General features: G+C 33.0%; 17 protein-coding genes and 2 pseudogenes. 11 read left to right on the top strand and 8 right to left on the bottom strand.

The genetic code is table 11. From position 1 onward, the window contains the following. Positions 1 to 8: 8 nt before the first annotated feature. The gene (locus tag KFD70_RS00095; RefSeq protein WP_336452469.1) at positions 9 to 1,709 is read right to left on the bottom strand and encodes a pyruvate oxidase; all 1,701 of its coding nucleotides are present in this window, start codon (positions 1,707 to 1,709) and stop codon (positions 9 to 11) included. Positions 1,710 to 1,787: 78 nt separating this feature from the next. Continuing rightward, on the bottom strand, positions 1,788 to 2,525 hold the full coding sequence (locus tag KFD70_RS00090; RefSeq protein ID WP_336452468.1) for a ZIP family metal transporter: 738 nt from the start codon (positions 2,523 to 2,525) through the stop codon (positions 1,788 to 1,790). Positions 2,526 to 3,173: 648 nt separating this feature from the next. Between KFD70_RS00090 and KFD70_RS00085 the strand changes: the two genes are divergently transcribed. After that, entirely contained in the window at positions 3,174 to 4,391 is a 1,218-nt protein-coding gene (locus KFD70_RS00085) for a translocation protein TolB (protein WP_336452467.1), read from the top strand. A 261-nt stretch (positions 4,392 to 4,652) separates the two neighbouring features. On the opposite strand, the gene KFD70_RS00080 is transcribed toward KFD70_RS00085, so the two are convergent. Then, positions 4,653 to 5,213 (bottom strand): helix-turn-helix domain-containing protein, encoded by a 561-nt coding sequence (locus KFD70_RS00080; RefSeq protein WP_174102021.1) that lies wholly within the window; start codon positions 5,211 to 5,213, stop codon positions 4,653 to 4,655. A gap of 167 nt (positions 5,214 to 5,380) precedes the next feature. Between KFD70_RS00080 and KFD70_RS00075 the strand changes: the two genes are divergently transcribed. Then, a complete protein-coding gene (locus KFD70_RS00075) occupies positions 5,381 to 6,256 on the top strand; it encodes a DMT family transporter (protein ID WP_336452466.1) in 876 nt (291 codons plus the stop codon). A 45-nt stretch (positions 6,257 to 6,301) separates the two neighbouring features. After that, a complete protein-coding gene (locus tag KFD70_RS00070; protein WP_336452465.1) occupies positions 6,302 to 6,727 on the top strand; it encodes a GNAT family N-acetyltransferase in 426 nt (141 codons plus the stop codon). A gap of 215 nt (positions 6,728 to 6,942) precedes the next feature. Here KFD70_RS00070 and KFD70_RS00065 read toward each other — a convergent pair whose 3' ends face one another. Continuing rightward, complete coding sequence (locus KFD70_RS00065; protein ID WP_336452464.1) at positions 6,943 to 7,518, bottom strand: histidine phosphatase family protein; 576 nt, start codon at positions 7,516 to 7,518, stop codon at positions 6,943 to 6,945. Positions 7,519 to 7,701: 183 nt separating this feature from the next. Here KFD70_RS00065 and KFD70_RS00060 point away from each other — a divergent pair, with 183 nt between their 5' ends. From KFD70_RS00060 to KFD70_RS00045, 4 genes and pseudogenes are all read left to right on the top strand, one after another. Continuing rightward, on the top strand, positions 7,702 to 8,211 hold the full coding sequence (locus KFD70_RS00060) for a GNAT family N-acetyltransferase (RefSeq protein ID WP_336452463.1): 510 nt from the start codon (positions 7,702 to 7,704) through the stop codon (positions 8,209 to 8,211). Between the two features lie 490 nt (positions 8,212 to 8,701). Further along, positions 8,702 to 8,854, top strand: coding sequence for an aspartyl-phosphate phosphatase Spo0E family protein (locus tag KFD70_RS00055; protein WP_174103696.1), 153 nt, complete (start codon positions 8,702 to 8,704; stop codon positions 8,852 to 8,854). Positions 8,855 to 9,033: 179 nt separating this feature from the next. Then, positions 9,034 to 9,525: pseudogene (locus tag KFD70_RS00050) on the top strand (RNA-guided endonuclease InsQ/TnpB family protein); the annotation flags it as partial. 158 nt (positions 9,526 to 9,683) lie between these two features. Then, on the top strand, positions 9,684 to 11,084 hold the full coding sequence (locus KFD70_RS00045) for a protoporphyrinogen oxidase (protein WP_336453908.1): 1,401 nt from the start codon (positions 9,684 to 9,686) through the stop codon (positions 11,082 to 11,084). Between the two features lie 78 nt (positions 11,085 to 11,162). On the opposite strand, the gene KFD70_RS00040 is transcribed toward KFD70_RS00045, so the two are convergent. Continuing rightward, positions 11,163 to 11,720 (bottom strand): hypothetical protein, encoded by a 558-nt coding sequence (locus tag KFD70_RS00040; RefSeq protein ID WP_336453861.1) that lies wholly within the window; start codon positions 11,718 to 11,720, stop codon positions 11,163 to 11,165. A gap of 711 nt (positions 11,721 to 12,431) precedes the next feature. On the opposite strand from KFD70_RS00040, the gene KFD70_RS00035 reads away from it, so the two are divergent. Beyond that, a complete protein-coding gene (locus KFD70_RS00035; RefSeq protein ID WP_336453862.1) occupies positions 12,432 to 12,977 on the top strand; it encodes a GNAT family N-acetyltransferase in 546 nt (181 codons plus the stop codon). Between the two features lie 67 nt (positions 12,978 to 13,044). On the opposite strand, the gene KFD70_RS00030 is transcribed toward KFD70_RS00035, so the two are convergent. After that, the gene (locus KFD70_RS00030; protein ID WP_000286200.1) at positions 13,045 to 13,230 is read right to left on the bottom strand and encodes a cold-shock protein; all 186 of its coding nucleotides are present in this window, start codon (positions 13,228 to 13,230) and stop codon (positions 13,045 to 13,047) included. Positions 13,231 to 13,319: 89 nt separating this feature from the next. After that, positions 13,320 to 13,523: a cold-shock protein CspD gene (cspD, locus tag KFD70_RS00025; RefSeq protein WP_017149558.1), complete on the bottom strand. Its 204-nt coding sequence runs from the start codon at positions 13,521 to 13,523 to the stop codon at positions 13,320 to 13,322. A gap of 461 nt (positions 13,524 to 13,984) precedes the next feature. Here cspD and KFD70_RS00020 point away from each other — a divergent pair, with 461 nt between their 5' ends. Next, positions 13,985 to 14,881 carry a CPBP family intramembrane glutamic endopeptidase gene (locus tag KFD70_RS00020; RefSeq protein ID WP_336453863.1) on the top strand — a complete coding sequence of 299 codons (897 nt, stop codon included), beginning with the start codon at positions 13,985 to 13,987 and terminating at the stop codon, positions 14,879 to 14,881. A 110-nt stretch (positions 14,882 to 14,991) separates the two neighbouring features. Here KFD70_RS00020 and KFD70_RS00015 read toward each other — a convergent pair. Next, positions 14,992 to 15,290, bottom strand: a pseudogene (locus KFD70_RS00015) (arginase family protein); the annotation flags it as partial. Positions 15,291 to 15,588: 298 nt separating this feature from the next. Here KFD70_RS00015 and KFD70_RS00010 point away from each other — a divergent pair. Beyond that, positions 15,589 to 16,194 (top strand): PRK06770 family protein, encoded by a 606-nt coding sequence (locus KFD70_RS00010; protein ID WP_336453864.1) that lies wholly within the window; start codon positions 15,589 to 15,591, stop codon positions 16,192 to 16,194. 162 nt (positions 16,195 to 16,356) lie between these two features. Continuing rightward, complete coding sequence (locus KFD70_RS00005; RefSeq protein ID WP_336453865.1) at positions 16,357 to 16,779, top strand: MarR family winged helix-turn-helix transcriptional regulator; 423 nt, start codon at positions 16,357 to 16,359, stop codon at positions 16,777 to 16,779. Positions 16,780 to 16,818 lie beyond the last annotated feature (39 nt).

Here is a 16,818-nt window from a genome sequence, read left to right as displayed (position 1 = left end):
TTTTGATTTTACAAAGGTGGTAAATCAATTTTTCCTTCTTCAAATAACTCTTTTAACATATGTTTCGTATAACCTGCTGCCTGCCCAAATGTAATTTTGGCAGGCATAGGTGCTTCATTTACATCTACTACAACATCAATAATGCAAGCCTTATCTTGCTTAACTGCATTTTCAAAAGCAGGAAGTAATTCATCGATATGTTCAACACGGTAACCAACTCCACCGCATATTTCTGCATATTTTGCAAAGTTAGGGTTTGTTAAGTCTGTACCAAACTCAACATTTCCCATTACTTCTTGTTCAAACTTAATCATGGCGATTTTATGGTTATTTAATACAACAACGATAATTGGTAATTTATATTTAACAGCAGTAACAAAATCATTCATCGTCATCCCAAATCCACCATCACCACAAATTGCAAAGACTTGTTTATCTGGATAAGCAAGTTGTCCAGCAATTGCGCCAGGTAGACCACATCCGAGTGTAGCTAGCCAACTAGAGATGATAAATTGTTGATTCGTCATCCGAAAATGACGGGCAGCCCATACTGTGACATTCCCAACGTCTACTGATAAAATGGCATCATCATGAGCAACATGTTGCAGAGCATGCATAACTCTTTGTGGTTTAATTGGAATAGAAGAGTCTTCTTCTTGGTTATGTAATTTTTCTTCCCATTTTTTCATCAGTTCTTGATGATGTTCTAGGAATGAATGATCCTCATGTTTTTCTACATTTGCTAAAAACCACTTCAATGTTTTATTTGCATCACCAGCTAGGCCGATATCTGTCGCATAACGCTTTCCGATTTGTGCAGGGTCCGTATCAATGTGAAGCGTTTTTGCTTTTTCGGGTAAAAAACCAGTGAACGGATAAGAAGTACCAACCATGATTAATGTATCTGCATGCTTCATTGCTTCGTAAGACGGTTTTGTCCCAATTAATCCTAATCCACCGAGACAAAGAGGGTGTTCATCGGGAATAATCCCTTTTGCTGGAAGTGTTAAAACGATTGGAGCACCAATATGTTCTGCAAATGCAAGTAAAGATTCCTTCGCATGTTTTGCTCCTTTTCCAGCTAAAATAACAGGTTTTTTCGCTTCATTTAGCGCTCGTTTTGCCAGCTTTAGATCCTCTTCTTGCGGAAAGAGTTCGGGTAATGTAAAAGAAGAGCTTGTTATACGTGCACCGGCCTCCACTTCAAACTTCGGAATATCATCTGGTATAGTAAGAACGGATACACCTTTCTTTGTATACGCCATACGAATGGCTTGGTTTACAACCGCAGGGAGTTGTTCAGCTGACATAATTCGTTGATTATACACAGCCACATCATCAAACATTCTTTCTAAGTTTATTTCTTGGAAGAATCCAGTTCCGAGTAAATCTGATTCCACTTGTCCTGTAATTGCGAGAACGGGTGCTTGATCTAGTTTCGCGTCATATAATCCATTTAATAAGTGAATCGCCCCAGGTCCAGCAATCGCCATACAAACACCGAGTTTACCAGTTAATTTTGCATAGGAAGCGGCCGCTAAAGCACCAGCTTCTTCATGGCGAACTTGAATGAATTTAATTTTGTCTTGTTTTTTTCGAAGCGGTTCAATAATAGAATTGATTGAATCCCCAGGCATACCGTAAATGTGATCAACACCCCATTCGATAAGCAAATCAACAAGGGCTTCACCTGCTGTTTTACGAAACATAATAGATCCTCCTTGTGCATTGAGATACTCTTATGTTTTGGATAAATAGGAAAAATATACAAAAAATGAGGCCCTATTTTAATGATGGTCAGTGAAAAGAGTAAAAACGGTTATGAGTAAAAAACCACTAATAGACCAAGAAAGGAAGGGGAAAGGAGAAAGGTGTTTTTTCGCTTTCCATAACATCTCATGTATTGTCACATATCCTAAAGAACCGATTGCACTCCCCATTATGAGTCCTTGCAAGTGAATTGCTTTCCCGTTCATCATAATTCCAAAGAGTGTACCAGTGCCGAGGATAATTGATAATAGCAAAATCGTTAATAGAAATGAAATATATTTATGTTGTGTAAAGAGAAAAGGAATGATTAAAGCTAATCCTTCTGGAATATGGTGTATAACAATCGCAAATAAGAAAGGAATAGCAGTTTCGTTATGACTTGTAAAGGCAGCTCCTAATGCAAATCCGCTCGGCATATTGTGAATAAAAATAGCGAAGGAAAGAAATAAAAAAGTTTGCCATGCTTGCTGGTCTTTTTTATGTATGATAGGGTGATGGCAATGATTATCTAGTAAACTCATAATTAATATACCAAGAGTAATTCCAAGTATAGGACCAATAACTTCATAGCTTGAAAAAGTTTCTGGAATGATTTCTAATGATAATAATCCAAATAAAATGCCGCCACATAGCGCGTATAAACGGTGCATTTTTTCCTCAATAAGTTGGCGCGTAGCAAGTCCAACAGCACCACCTAATAATAACCCACCAAATGAAAAAAACGTAACGATCATCGGGATCCATAACCGTTCCATATTACCACACTCCATTTTTATAACCTTTATTTCCAGCTTACTATGATAAGAAAGGGATTAGTCCAATTTGTTAGAAGGTAAGTTGAAGGAGCAAGGAGCTTTTATATTGTTGGTGTATATCTATTTTCGGAATAGAAATTTATGTAGCATAAAGTATATCGGTAAAAAGATGATTAAAAAAATTATAAAATCCAATGTGAATAATGAGAAGTCAAATTTATCAATAAACAGGTTATAGTTAAGATCGATAAGGAAATATATTAGGTCGGAAAGCATACTTGCTATCAAAATAGAACTGAAAATTATTATGAAGTGCTTCATCGGGATCACTCCTATAAAATAATAGCTCTTACTTAAAAAAGTATATGCTAGTCAAGGTTTAAAATTCGAATTACATATAATGAATAGATGAAAACTTTTGCTTCATTAGGATAAGCCAGAGGTTGTAATAGAAGAAATAAGAAAGTGTTGGTCACATTCTTATTAAACAAACTATTATGTAGCTAGCAATAAGGATAACATCTTGATGAAGGGAATCACTAGTAGATAAAATGATTTATTTTTTGGTGAGTACCCTTGATACAGTTATGTTTAAGGATAGAATCTTAGCCATTAATAAGGACATCCTATTACAAGGAGGAATGATTAATGGCAATTAGGATTTTATTATTAATGATATTGATTATTTTTAAAATTCCAATAGGTGCTTCTGCTGAAATTCCACTTAAAGCTGCTTTTATACGAAATCATCAGCTATGGATGAAAGAAGGCAATCAAGAAATACAACTTACAACAGGTTTGAATGTTTACTCTCCAAAGTGGTCAAAAGATGGTCGGTTTATTGCCTATTTAGTTGGTGACAAGGTTGGCGAAAAAACATATTTGTATATATATGATTCAAAGAAAAAGGAAAATTATCAGCCGTATGAAACAATTGAAACAAGAAATTTTAAATGGTCACCTATAGCAAATCAACTAGCTTACAATGCTGGTGGGGTCCTAAACGTTACAAAAACAAAGAATGGACAGCCAAAAGGTTTTGAAAATGTTTCTCTAGGTGTTAGTGATTTTGAATGGTTTCTCAATGGAAAAGAGTTTATCGTTTCATCACAATCTAATTTGCTTCCTACTGGATGGGAACCAGTTCGTCTTTTTAAAGTGCCAGTAGATGCCAAACTTAATTCTAATAAAATAAAGCTTTTTTATACCATTCAAACAAATACAACGAACTTATTTGCTATTGATGCCGAACATTTTAAGTGGAGTGTTGATGGGAAATGGGTTAGCTTTTTAGCAACACCCACTGCTTCTTGGTCCAATGATAGCAATACACTATGTGTACTTTCATCAGCAGGAGACCACTTTCAAGTTATAGGAAAAATGCTCTGGTATGAGAAATGGATAAAATGGGTTCCTACAAAAAATCAACTAGCTTTCATATCTGGAGAAGGAAGATTTTTCGTTGAAAATAAAAATACAACTGTTACTGACATTCCTACCTTGAACAAACGAAAGGAATACACACCTAAAGGATATGTTGATCTTGATTTGGAATGGCTCTCTCTAGATAAAGTGATTGTTGCTCGTGCAAAAGAAAACAAGGAGTGGAAAGAGGGACCAGTTCCAACTATGTTTACAGTGTTATACGTAATTAATATAAAATCAGGAGAACAAAAGCAAATTACTTTTCCAAAGAAGAAGGAATTAGATAATGCACCTCAAGTGGTTGGATCAAATATTACTTGGTATCGAAAGACTGAAAAGGAAAAGCAGGGGGATGTATGGGTGAAAGATGGAATAAATGGTTTAGAATATCGGTGGTTAAAAAATATTGACTCTGCACCGATTTTTTTGAATAAAAAGTAAATGAAACATCCATAATTCCTATATTTTCTTATTCATCTAAAGGGTACGATTGTACAATAACACTTAGATTTAAACGACTTTTTTTAGTGCAGTGAAAAATTAAATAACTGTATTGTCACGTTATCAAAAAAGATTCCTTTTAAATTCAAGGAATCTTTTTTGTTTTTGTAATGAAATGTTATGTATTTGTTTAAAAAAAGATATTATTATTTGTTATATCTTTTTTACATATTGAAAATAAGAATAGAGATCTTTAGTTGTTTAAGCTAAAGATGGCGTTAATACAAATAAAATATGATTTGTTTCACCACTTTTGTTTGAAAATCGGTGTTTCACATTTGGCGGAATACGCACTACATCACCTTCGTCTAAAAAATATTCAGTTCCTTCTAGTTCAACATACGCTTGTCCTTTCATGACAACAGCGATTTCTTCTTTATCTTCGTGTGAATAATGGCTTTCCGTAGTGATTGCATGTGCATTTAAGTCCATCATTAAGAGTTCAATACGTGCTTTCATGAAATCTGGTGTTAACACATCATAGACAATATGATCGTTATTTTCACGATATACTTTCTTACGGTCTTTTTTTCTCGAAATGAGTGAATCCGTATCAATATCATTAATGAAAAGTGTAAACAATGGTACATTTAATGCTTTGGCGATTAATTCTAGTACACTTAATGAAGGATTCGCTTGTCCTCTTTCAATTTGGCTAATAAGCGAAGTACTGATTCCTGCATAATCGGCAAACTCACGAATTGTCATATTGTTTTTCTTACGATAGCTTAATACGGTTTGGCCAAGGCGATGGTTGATCATGATAAAAACTCCTTTCCATCATAATGTATGTTTTAATCCTTTTGTGCTGACATACTGAACATAAGCAATTCGTACTGTATTTCATTACAGAATCGTTTTATACTTACTCTTGTACATTATAATGTATATATTTTATTATTATAAACGAAGTATCGGAGGATATAAAATTGAAATCACCAATTCTTTCTTACGCAATTTTATTTTTTGGTGTATTTGCTTTGTCAACTTCAGCAATCTTTGTAAAGTTAGCAGATGCACCGGCGGCAATCGTAGCATTTTATCGATTATTTTTTGCAACAATTATGCTTGTACCATTTTTATTAATCAGTAAAAAGAATCGAAATGAATTATATTCGTTGTCAAAAAAACAATGGGGACTCGGATTATTATCGGGTATATTTCTAGCAGCACATTATGTTTTGTGGTTTGAATCACTACATTACACTTCTGTAGCAAGTTCAACGGTTATCGTTACATTACAGCCACTGTTTTCGATGATTGGAGGCTATTTTCTATTTAAAGAAAGATTCAGTAAAGGTGCTGTAGTAGGTTGTCTTATAGCGATTGTTGGAAGTATAGTTATTGGGTGGCAAGATTTTCAAATTAGTGGTCAGGCTTTATTTGGCGACATATTAGCTTTTATTGCTGCTGGCATCATAACTGCTTATTTCTTCGTAGGTCAACATGTTCGTAAAAAGCTATCTCTTGTTCCATATTCAGTTATTAGTTATGGGAGTAGTAGTTTGTTTTTAGGGATATTTGCCTACAGTCAAAAAACATCCTTCTTCAATTATTCTGCGCAAACATGGTGGTCATTTATTGGATTAGCACTGATTGCAACGATTTTAGGGCAAACCATTTTCAATTGGTTGTTGAAATGGCTAAGTACTTCAGTGATTTCAATGAGTATATTAGGAGAGACAATTGGAACGTGTATCCTTGCATATTACATTTTTGATGAAGTCATTTCTTTACAACAAGGTATAGGTATTGTACTCATCTTAATGGGTCTGGCTATATTTCTGCTACAACCAAAGAAATAATGAATTATAGAATTCAATAAACAAGACGCTGAAGAGATTATTAATTTGTTCTATGAGACAGTTCATTCAGTGAATGCAAAAGATTATTCAAAAATCCAATTAGATGTGTGGGCGCCTAAAGAAGCGAAATGCAATAAGATTGAAATTTGGAGAGAGTCTTTCATTCAAAATATCACGTATGTGGCCAAAATAAATGATACGATTGTGGGCTTTAGTGATATGACACATAAAGGCTATCTCGATCGACTTTATGTTCATAAAAATTATCAAGGAAAAGGAATAGCTTCGGCTTTAATTAATAAAATTGAAGCTGAAGCTAGAAAGTTAAAGTTACAAGAAATCAATACGAATGCAAGTATTACTGCTAAACCTTTTTTTCAGCGACGTGGTTACAGTATAGTTGGTGTACAAGATATAGAACGTAAAGGTGTTACTCTGACGAATTATCATATGAGAAAAGTAGTAGACTAAAACTGGTAACAACACAAGTAAGTAATGAGGTAGCTCGTTCTCTATATAAAAAACTAAATTAGATTAATATCCTGGAACCATTCCGTTCAAGTAAAGATGGTGTTTCCTATGTGATAAGGTGGAGAGATTTAAGCACTATATAATTTGTAATCAACTAAAAAACCAAAAAGAAGACCTTAGTAAGAGGTCTTCTTTTTGGTTGGAATTGTAAGCAGTTAATCTAAGTGTACCGTGCAATTATATAATTCTGAATCCCATCCGTTCTCTAGCTTTCTAATTTTAGTAATGGATGTATTTTTGGGAGAATCATTCATACTCAAATGCGGTACTAGTTCTTTAAGAAGATGCTTAATAAATGCGCCATGACTAACGATTAAGATATTTTTGTTAGGGTATTTATATGTAATTTCTTCAATAAAAGGTATAGCTCTGGCTATGACACTATCGGTACTTTCGATTCCTAAATCGAGCTCTCTCCAATCCTTTCCCCATTTTGAAATTCGTTCTTCTTCAGTTGTTCCCTCAATTTGACCACCACCTGCTTCACGAAGTCTAGGATCAAAATGGATTTCTATATTTTTAATGTTTTTTCCTATTGTTTCGGCAGTTTGCTTTGCTCTTAGTAAATCACTAGAGTAAATTAAATCCCAATTTTCTGTAGCTAAACGTTCTGCTAGTTTATAAGCATCATTGAATCCGTCTTGATCAAGTGGGATATTAGAATTTCCTTGCGCTCTATCTTCTTTATTCCAATGTGTGCTGCCATGGCGAATGATGCCTAGTGTTGTCATTTTGTATCCCCCTAATAAATAATAGATTCATCTCAACAATTATATAACAATTCAGGAAAAAAATGTTGTCATTCTATGGGATTAATTATGTAGACATGAGACAAAAAACAACTTCAAGTAGGAATTTTGCGCCGTAGTAAGGAATCTTTAAGGTGTATGAGTTGGGAAATGGGGGGGATTATGATGGAAGTTACAATTCGAGCAGTAGAAATACAAGATGCTAGAGCGATTCATCGTATATGCATACAAAATGAAGTGTTACCTTATATGGTTTTCTTACCTAGTATGCGGGTAGATGCAATGGAAAATAGAATTAGAAATTTAGCACCGAATCAATTTGAATTTGTGGCGGAGTATGATGGAAAAGTTATTGGATTTGTTGGTTTAACGCAAGGACAAGGACGAAGAGCACATTCGGGAGATTTATTCATTGGTGTAGATAGTGAATTTCATAATAAAGGGATTGGAAAAGCTCTGCTGATGAAAATGTTGGATCTTGCAGACAATTGGTTAATGCTAGAGAGGATAGAACTTGGTGTTTTGGAAATAAATCCTGGGGCAAAAGCATTATATGAAAAATTTGGATTTAGAGAAGAAGGGATAAAAAGGGGAAGTTTAAAAGCTCACGGTAAGTTTATTGATGAAATTATGATGAGTCGCTTTCGGCCAAATGGTTCAATTGTACATAATTAAAAGTTGGATGATTTTAAGAAAAGTGTAGAATTTATAGTGTAGTTACGGAATCTATAAAGAAGTTGTATAATAAAAAACAAAAAGTATGATATAAAATTGTCATGCTTTTTTGTTATGGTGAGATTGTTAAGGTAAGACCGTTTATATAATTTAATAATAATTGTAAAAAGAATATTGTATTTTAAAAAGGAATTCTGGGCATAAAGATTCAACAATAGAGAATTTCCACTGCATTATCAGTTATTAGCAAGGAAGCTATACGGATGTTTTCGTATCATCTTATAAAGAGACTTAGGAAATGATCCTTCTAAGTCTCTTTTTTTCTTTGATATAGCATGTTTAGTAATTCATATATCCTATATGAATTAGGGCATATTCACCCATTTGTGCTTAAAGGTGCCCGATTGACTTAAAATTGGTTCTTTTACTTATTATGTAAATACTTTATACTAAAGTACATACATTTTAAATTGGAGCGATTAAATACGGTATGGAGATGAGAAAATTAGAGCAAATCATTGAAGTGAAAAAAGAAGAATTATTTACACTAGTATCGAATTATGGATTTCAACATGAAAAGGTGCTTACAGTTAGCCAAGAACTAGACAAATTAATTAACTATATAATGTTATTGAAAGCATAAGTAGAAATAGTATGTACATTTTACGAACTTTGTCAGCTGTTAGCCGAGAAAGCTAATTTTTGGTTATAATAATAAGGGAATGAATTATAACCGTAAAAAATGGCACGATTTCATCAATACATGCATGGCAAATGAGATAGGTACAATTGTGATTACGTATAAAGATAGATTGGGGCCTATCTTTAAGTCGTAAATATGAATATTTAAAAAAGAGAGGTGAAAAATCTGCCACTAAAAAGAATATCAATAGACAAATCCTAGTGATACAAAAACTTCATAATCACCTTGCGAACATCCGCGAGGAATATATTAGATATGTTGTAAATACTTTAGTGAAAGTCAAACCGAAGTATATAACAATTGAAGATTTGCATGTTAAAGGGATGATGAAAAATCGTCATTTGTCACGTGCAGTATTTGTGCAGAAATTCTATCGCTTTAGAGAATGGTTGACGTATAAATGCAATGAATATGGTATCGAATTAAGAATGGTACATCGTTTTTATCCTAGTTCGAAAACATGTTCTTGTTGTGGATATAAAAAAGTTGACTTACGTTTATCTGATAGAATTTTTAAATGTGATAACTGCGATGTTGAAATGGATAGAGACTTTAACGCAAGTCTAAATTTGAAATATGCAACAGAATATACGATCATCACATCTCGATAACGTATATATGTAGGGTGGGCTACATCCGAATTTACGCTTGTGGAGTGCTATATCAAATTGTGGTAGCGAGTAAGTGGCGAAGCGAGGCACATAGAAGCAAGAATGATCTAACGTAGATGATTATGTTTGTCTATGTTTTTAGTAGCAGCGCAGCGAGTATGAAAACAGTTGTTGTCATAGGTGGAGGAATTACAGGTCTTTCTACTATGTATTATTTAGAAAGATTAAAAAAGGATTACAATATAGATTTGGAATTAATCCTTGTAGAAAAAAATGAATATTTAGGCGGAAAAATTCACAGTGTGAAAGAAAAAGATTTTATTATGGAAACAGGGGCCGATTCGATTGTTGCTCGAAACGAAAATGTTATGCTGTTTGTAAAAGAATTACAATTAGAAGAGGAATTAGTATACAATGAAACGGGCATTTCTTATATTTACGCAAATGATACGTTACATCCGATTCCTGCTGACACAGTATTTGGTATACCGATGAGTGTAGAATCGTTATTTCGTAGTACGTTAGTTTCAAAGAAGGGGAAAATCATTGCGCTAAAAGACTTCATTACAAAGAACAAAGATTTTACGAAAGATACATCACTCGCTGTATTTTTAGAAAGCTTTTTAGGAAAAGAGTTAGTTGAGAAGCAGATTTCGCCCGTTCTTTCAGGAGTGTATTCTGGTAAATTGAATGAGCTTACCATGGCGTCTACACTACCTTATTTACTTGATTATAAAAATACATATGGCAGTATTATAAAAGGCTTTGAAGTAAATAAAAAACAATTTCAAGCTGTTGGGAATAAGAAGTTTTTATCATTTAAAAAAGGCCTTTCTACGATTATTAATCGTTTAGAAGAGGAATTGACGGAGACAGACATACGAAAAGGAGTAACAACGACGAATGTCAAAAAAGTAGACGACGGATATGAAGTTTCTTTTTCAAATCAAGAAACAATAAAAGCAGACTACGTTGTTTTAGCTGCTCCACATGATATTGCACAAACATTATTAAGTTCTAATGAATTGGATGATGATTTCAATAAGTTGAAAAATTCTTCCCTGATTAGCGTTTATTTAGGATTTGAAATACCTGATGAGCAATTACCAGCGGATGGAACGGGTTTCATTGTTTCGGAAAATAGTGATTTATTTTGTGATGCATGCACGTGGACGAGTAGGAAATGGAAGCATACATCAGGTAAGCAAAATTTATTGGTAAGGATGTTTTATAAAAGTTCAAATCCTGCTTATGAAAAAATGAAACATAAAAGTAAGGAAGAATTAGTTCAAGTTGCCTTATCTGATATTGAGAAAAGTCTTGGGATTCAAGGGGAACCGCAAGTTGTTGAAGTTACGGATTGGAAAGATTTAATGCCAAATTATCATTTGGAACATAACTATGCGGTTCAATCTTTAAATGAGAAATTATTAGCTATTTTTCCAAATGTATATGTAGCTGGGGCATCATATTATGGTGTGGGTATTGGAGCTTGTATAGGAAATGGAAAGAAAACGGCAGAGAAGATTGTAAAAGCATTGAATAATCATTTTGAATAAAGGAATTTTTATATTTTTGACGAAATCCCTCTCTAGTATAAGAGAGGGATTTCGTCTATTTTTACTAAAAGTTCTTTACTATTTAACGTTGATTACAGTTTTTGCACGTATCGTTTTATTTTCTGTAATTGTTAATGTGACGTCCCCGGATTCTTTAAATGAATAAGGAGAGAGCACATAAATCTCTTTTATTTTATATTTTTCTTTTAACTCTTTTGTGGATGTATTTTTTATTAGAGAAATATTTGGTTTCCAAGTTTCTTTTTTACCAGAAGGGTAGTTAATTGTAATTTGAGAATTTTTTAGATTTAATGTTTTCCAAGAAGTAAAATAAAGTTCAGCTTCTTTTTCTTTTTTGATTAATTGTTCTGAGGAGTAGCCAAATTCACCGATATCACCTGAAACGATATATTGCGTGTTGTTTATTTTAATATCTAGCATGGAAGGTTGGTAAGTAGCTGCGTGATAAAACCCATAAGAAAGTGATAATGCTGAGGCGATTACAAGTCCAATTATAAATGTCTTGAAGCTGTTTCCTTTGAAACTTGTCATCATCGCTGAGTTGGGTGTGAATTTTTGTGCGAATAAAAAAACAAACAAAATGAACAAGAGAGCAATGCCTATAAAAATATACATTTTCTTCAATCACCTCCGTTAATATCACTCTGATCTTCTTGTTGAATAACAATTTACATTATTAACATTAATATCTAATTATTTGTTTTGTGAATGTAAAAAATATATTCATAAAACAAATTTTTATCCCGCACTAACGGGCAGTAATACTCCCACCTCAAAATTCGGCGGAAGCAAAGAAGTTAGGTGGGAGATAAACTGCCCGTAAAGGCCCGATTGGTTCAACTAATAATCAGTGGGGGATGAAGAAAACCCCCACTGATTAAAGTTTCACTTTATTAAGATAGAGGGAGTTGCTTCTACCTTTAAATGAAGAAGTATTAATTCTTATTTTTATTTGTTAAGTTCATTTCCCATGTTCCATGTTCCGAATGCTAACAGGAGTCCGATTATTGTAACCATAATGATTGCAGTTATCGTTAAATCAGTAAACATAAGATTTGTGTTTCTTATCCAGTAAGTATTAAAAATATGTGATTCAATGGTATGTGATTCATAAAACTACTTAATAAAATAAAAAGAATATAATTTAGATTATTAATTCTGTTAGCTTGAAAATGAAGTGATTATTGTATATATGCATAATAAATTAAGAAAAACACCTGGAAATCTTGTTTCATCGATTTTGAAAACAGGATTCTATATCAGAAAAACCTTTCAATAAGAGAAGGTTTTTCTGGTATAATAAATCAGTAGAAAGGGAGGGTTTTCATGGCATTTCCTGTTTTAGAAACAGAGCGGTTACATTTAGTTGAAATTGATCAATCGTATTGTCAAAAAATATATGAAATTTTTTCGCTTGAAGAAGTCACGCGTTATTATGGAATGAATTTCTTTACAGAATTTGGTCAGGCTTCACGTATGATTGAATCTTTTTCAAAAAACTTTTTTGAAAAACGTGCAATTCGATGGGGAATTGTATTAAAAGAAACAGGTACGTTAATTGGCACAATTGGATTAAATAATTTACAACTTTGGAGTAAACGATCGGAAATTGGATATGATTTACATCCTTCCTATTGGAGAAAAGGATACGCATCAGAAGCTGCTCGGAAAATTATTACTTATAGTTTTCAGGAATTAGGTTTATTTAGAATTGGAGCAATTACATACCCTGAAAATGTCACCTCGTGCAAGATGCTATCCAAAATAGGGTTTCAGAAAGAAGGAATCTTGCGCGGATATATTCAGCAAGGTGGAAAACAGCACGATGCTTGTATCTATTCTATAATACGAACAGATATAGGGAAGAACTAGGATATATAAATATGAAGAGGAATAATAAAAATCCCTCTCATCAAAAGATAAGAGGGATATGAAACCATTAACCTAATTTAGGTAATAAACGTTCTCCGCTTTTCATGTTACTTTTACATAAAGGGCATTTTGGCTCTTCTTCAAATGAAAAGTTCTTTCTCATCCATCCTAAACAATCCTCTGATTCACATTCCCAAACAGGGGTTTGTTCTGGTGGTACTTCTGCTACATCGTTCTTTCGATTGCGATACATGTGACCACTCCTTTTATGTAAAAATTTTTAAATTATATATTAAAAAGGTTGTTAACCGTGCGATGGTAACAACCTTTTTATTGTTTAAATTATAGCTTTACAACGTTTTTAGCTTGAGGTCCGCGGTTGCCTTCTTCAACTTCGAAGCTAACTTCTTGACCTTCGTCAAGAGATTTGAAACCTTCGCCAGTGATAGCAGAGAAGTGAACGAATACGTCGTTACCGTCTTCAACTTCGATGAAACCGAAACCTTTTTCGCTGTTAAACCATTTTACTTTACCTGTTAATGTCATGGTAAGTGCCTCCTAAAAATAAGAAAAATAAATTACAATATGATCCGTCTTATTTCAACGAAAATAAAAATTCACATATTATCAAAAACCGATTAGGAACACTTATTATCCTTAATAGATGCTTGATAATATGTAAAGTGAAACTTTTTGTAAATTTGACCTTAAGACTTATCTTACAACAAATGGAGAGAAATAGCAAGTGTTGGAAACAAATGGTTTTTTGTGCTGACTTATATTTCAATAACGTTACTGTAACAAGAGGTGATTGTATAGCATGTATCTAACAAAATGAAAGAATAAGGTCCTTTTTATGAATGTATTATTTCTAATTTAAACATCCCCTAGGTAATTATAAGTAGCAGTCCTTGTTGTATTTAAAAATTATGGGGAATAATAGATTTAATGTAGAATAGGGAATATCTGTAATAGGTGAAAACTAAAAAAGAAAGGGAGGAGTAATTTTGAACAATAGCCGATTCAAAACAATTGAAGCAGCAAAGGAAGGGCGTAAGAAAGTACATCCAATTTTAGCAGTAATATTATCGGTTGTATTTTTAACTCTTGGTGAATTGTTTATTTTATTTATGTTGTTCTTGCCAAAAGCAGAAACGACATTTATGAAAGCACATTATAACAATTTAAATATGTTACTAACGTTTGGCGGAGCAATTTTATTTGTATTTTTATGGGTTCGTTTTGTAGAGAAGCGGTCATTTTCATCAATTGGTTTTTGGAAAGATAATGCTTTGAAAAAATATGTACGCGGAGCATTTATTGGATTTATATTTATAACAATACCAGTTGTCATTTTAATTTTAATCGGTTCTGTTACTTTACAGCTGCAACAGATTTCAAGTACAGTCATATTGGGAATATTAAGTTCTTTAATTGCATTTTTAGTACAAGGTGCTACAGAAGAAATTGTTGTACGCGGTTGGTTATTTCCAGTTATTTCAGTTAGAAGCCGGATATGGGTCGGAGTTGTTGTTACCTCATTTTTATTTGGATTTCTCCATCTACTTAATCCAAGTATTACAATTCTTTCGATATCAAATATCATATTAGTTGGTGTATTTGCGGCATTTTATGTGTTAAAAGAGAATAGTCTTTTGGGGATATGTGCTTGGCATTCTATCTGGAATTGGGCTCAATATAATGTGTACGGTTTTGCAGTAAGTGGAATGACAATATATTCGACTCCTTTATTTAAATCAACAACAAGTGGGCCGGAGGCGCTACATGGAGGAGCATTTGGAATTGAAGGAAGTGTGATTACTACATTTTTACTTACTATTGCTTCGATAGTACTATGGAGACCACTATGGGGAAAAAGAGCAAGACAGCTTAATATTGGATAATAATAGGGAGATGGATAATGATACTCCTTTGTTTAGAAAAAATCATTCATAATGTAAAAAATAACGAGTACATTGTATCAATCAATGTACTCGTTATTTTTTGTGGATTATCACGTATGACTATAATCTTTAGAGGTTTGATAGATGGCTTCTAAGATTTGTTCATTTGCTGTTTCATTTTTTATAATAGCTTCTTGATACTCTGATAAAAAATATTTCAGTTGGTGAGGGTGAATGAAATTTCACCACAAATATCAATGCCGTGAACGGATTTTTTGTTTTTTATAGAACGAACATATTGTAATAATGTTGATAAATTCATATGTCCTTGATCCCAATTTGTAATAGCGTCACGAGGTTCTAATACATCTTTATCAATACTCACATAGACTGTGCTTGTTTCTATATGCAATTGATTTTAAGATGTATAGTTTGAATAAAGCTAATCACATTTTGCGAAAAGAGATAAAATGTGAGGAAATTCCTATCTGAATGTTAGAAAATTATAATCTTTTTACAGAATAATCTTGCAATATAAAACTGAATCGAAATACAATAAAAGGAAACATAGGAAAGAAACTAATAAAATAATACTTTTGAGGGAGAATTTTTATGAAAAAAGCATCTTCAATGAATCTTTTATAACGAGTTATAAAAAAATAACTAGAAAGAAAATGAGTGATGGAATGTTGGGGGACATGTGTTCAATGAAAACACTATTAAAAATATTAGGGATAATTGCTGGAATGGCAGTAATGGGTGTAGCACTTACTTACGGTATCTTATATTATCTTAATACTAGTAAACCAGCTGCCAAAAAAGCACCAACTGCAGCTCCAGCAGTGGAAGTGTTAGCTGATAGTAAAGTGAAAGCAGAGAACGCAAAACTGTTAGAGAATGGGAATTACTCTTTGCCAAATAGTGATTTTAATAAAAATTTTAAGTGGACTGATGAAAAAGTGCAAATTGCATTACATGAAATGGCACATCAAAAAGTAAAAGTAGATCAAAAATGGGGTTATATTTTTATAACACAAGAACGAATTGAAAGTTTAATAGAGATTGTTAAGAGTGGTAATTTGAATCAAAAAAGCGCATATATAGATATTTTAGAAAGATGGAAACAGGGGAAATATGAAAAAGTTGACGCTGATCATAATACGATTTGGAAATTACAAAGCGGTAATCTTGGCGAAGGGAAAGGTGTAATGTCGCAAGATGAGCAGAAAGATTTGGTTAATAAAGTCTTCATGCAAAAAGAGACATTCTCAGGAAGTACGTTAATAGCGAGTGGGGAACAAGCGAAAAAATAACTTGTAAAATATACATAATTGTATTGAAAAGATTAGATTGTCGTAGACCTTGTCTTGGTGGAGGTATGGGGAAAATCCACCAAGACAAGGTTATTTTATTTGACATATGAAATATATGGGAATAGGATTTATATATGAAATAAAAATGAAAGGCTTTTTCGAATGGAAATGAAAAAAAGAGAATTATACGGAAGTATTCGAGATGTCTATCATCAATTGCAAAGAAATTTGGATAAGGCGATAGCAGAGCATAGTATAAGCTATGTCCAATTTGGTGTGATACAAGTGCTTGCGAAGTCCGGAAAGATATCGATGTCTAAGCTGATTGAAAATATGGGGTGTGTTCCAAGTAATATGACTACGATGATTCAGCGGATGAAGAGAGACGGGTATGTTGCAACGGAAAAGAATCCAAATGATCAACGTGAAACACTTGTCTTTCTAACTGAAAAGGGAGAAGAAATTAGAGAGAAAGTCGATGTGAAGTATGCAGGGTTTTTACAAGAAAATTGTAGCTGTTTTACTGCTGAAGAAGAACAAAAGCTGCAAGAACTATTGTTAAAATGGAAGCATCATTTAGTTTAAGTGCGATATATAAGAAAAAGTGTAACACTCTGTTACATT

It is taken from the genome of Bacillus pfraonensis, assembly GCF_050768835.1.
Lineage (GTDB): Bacteria > Bacillota > Bacilli > Bacillales > Bacillaceae_G > Bacillus_A > Bacillus_A pfraonensis.
This window is presented reverse-complemented; position numbering and strand designations above follow the sequence as displayed.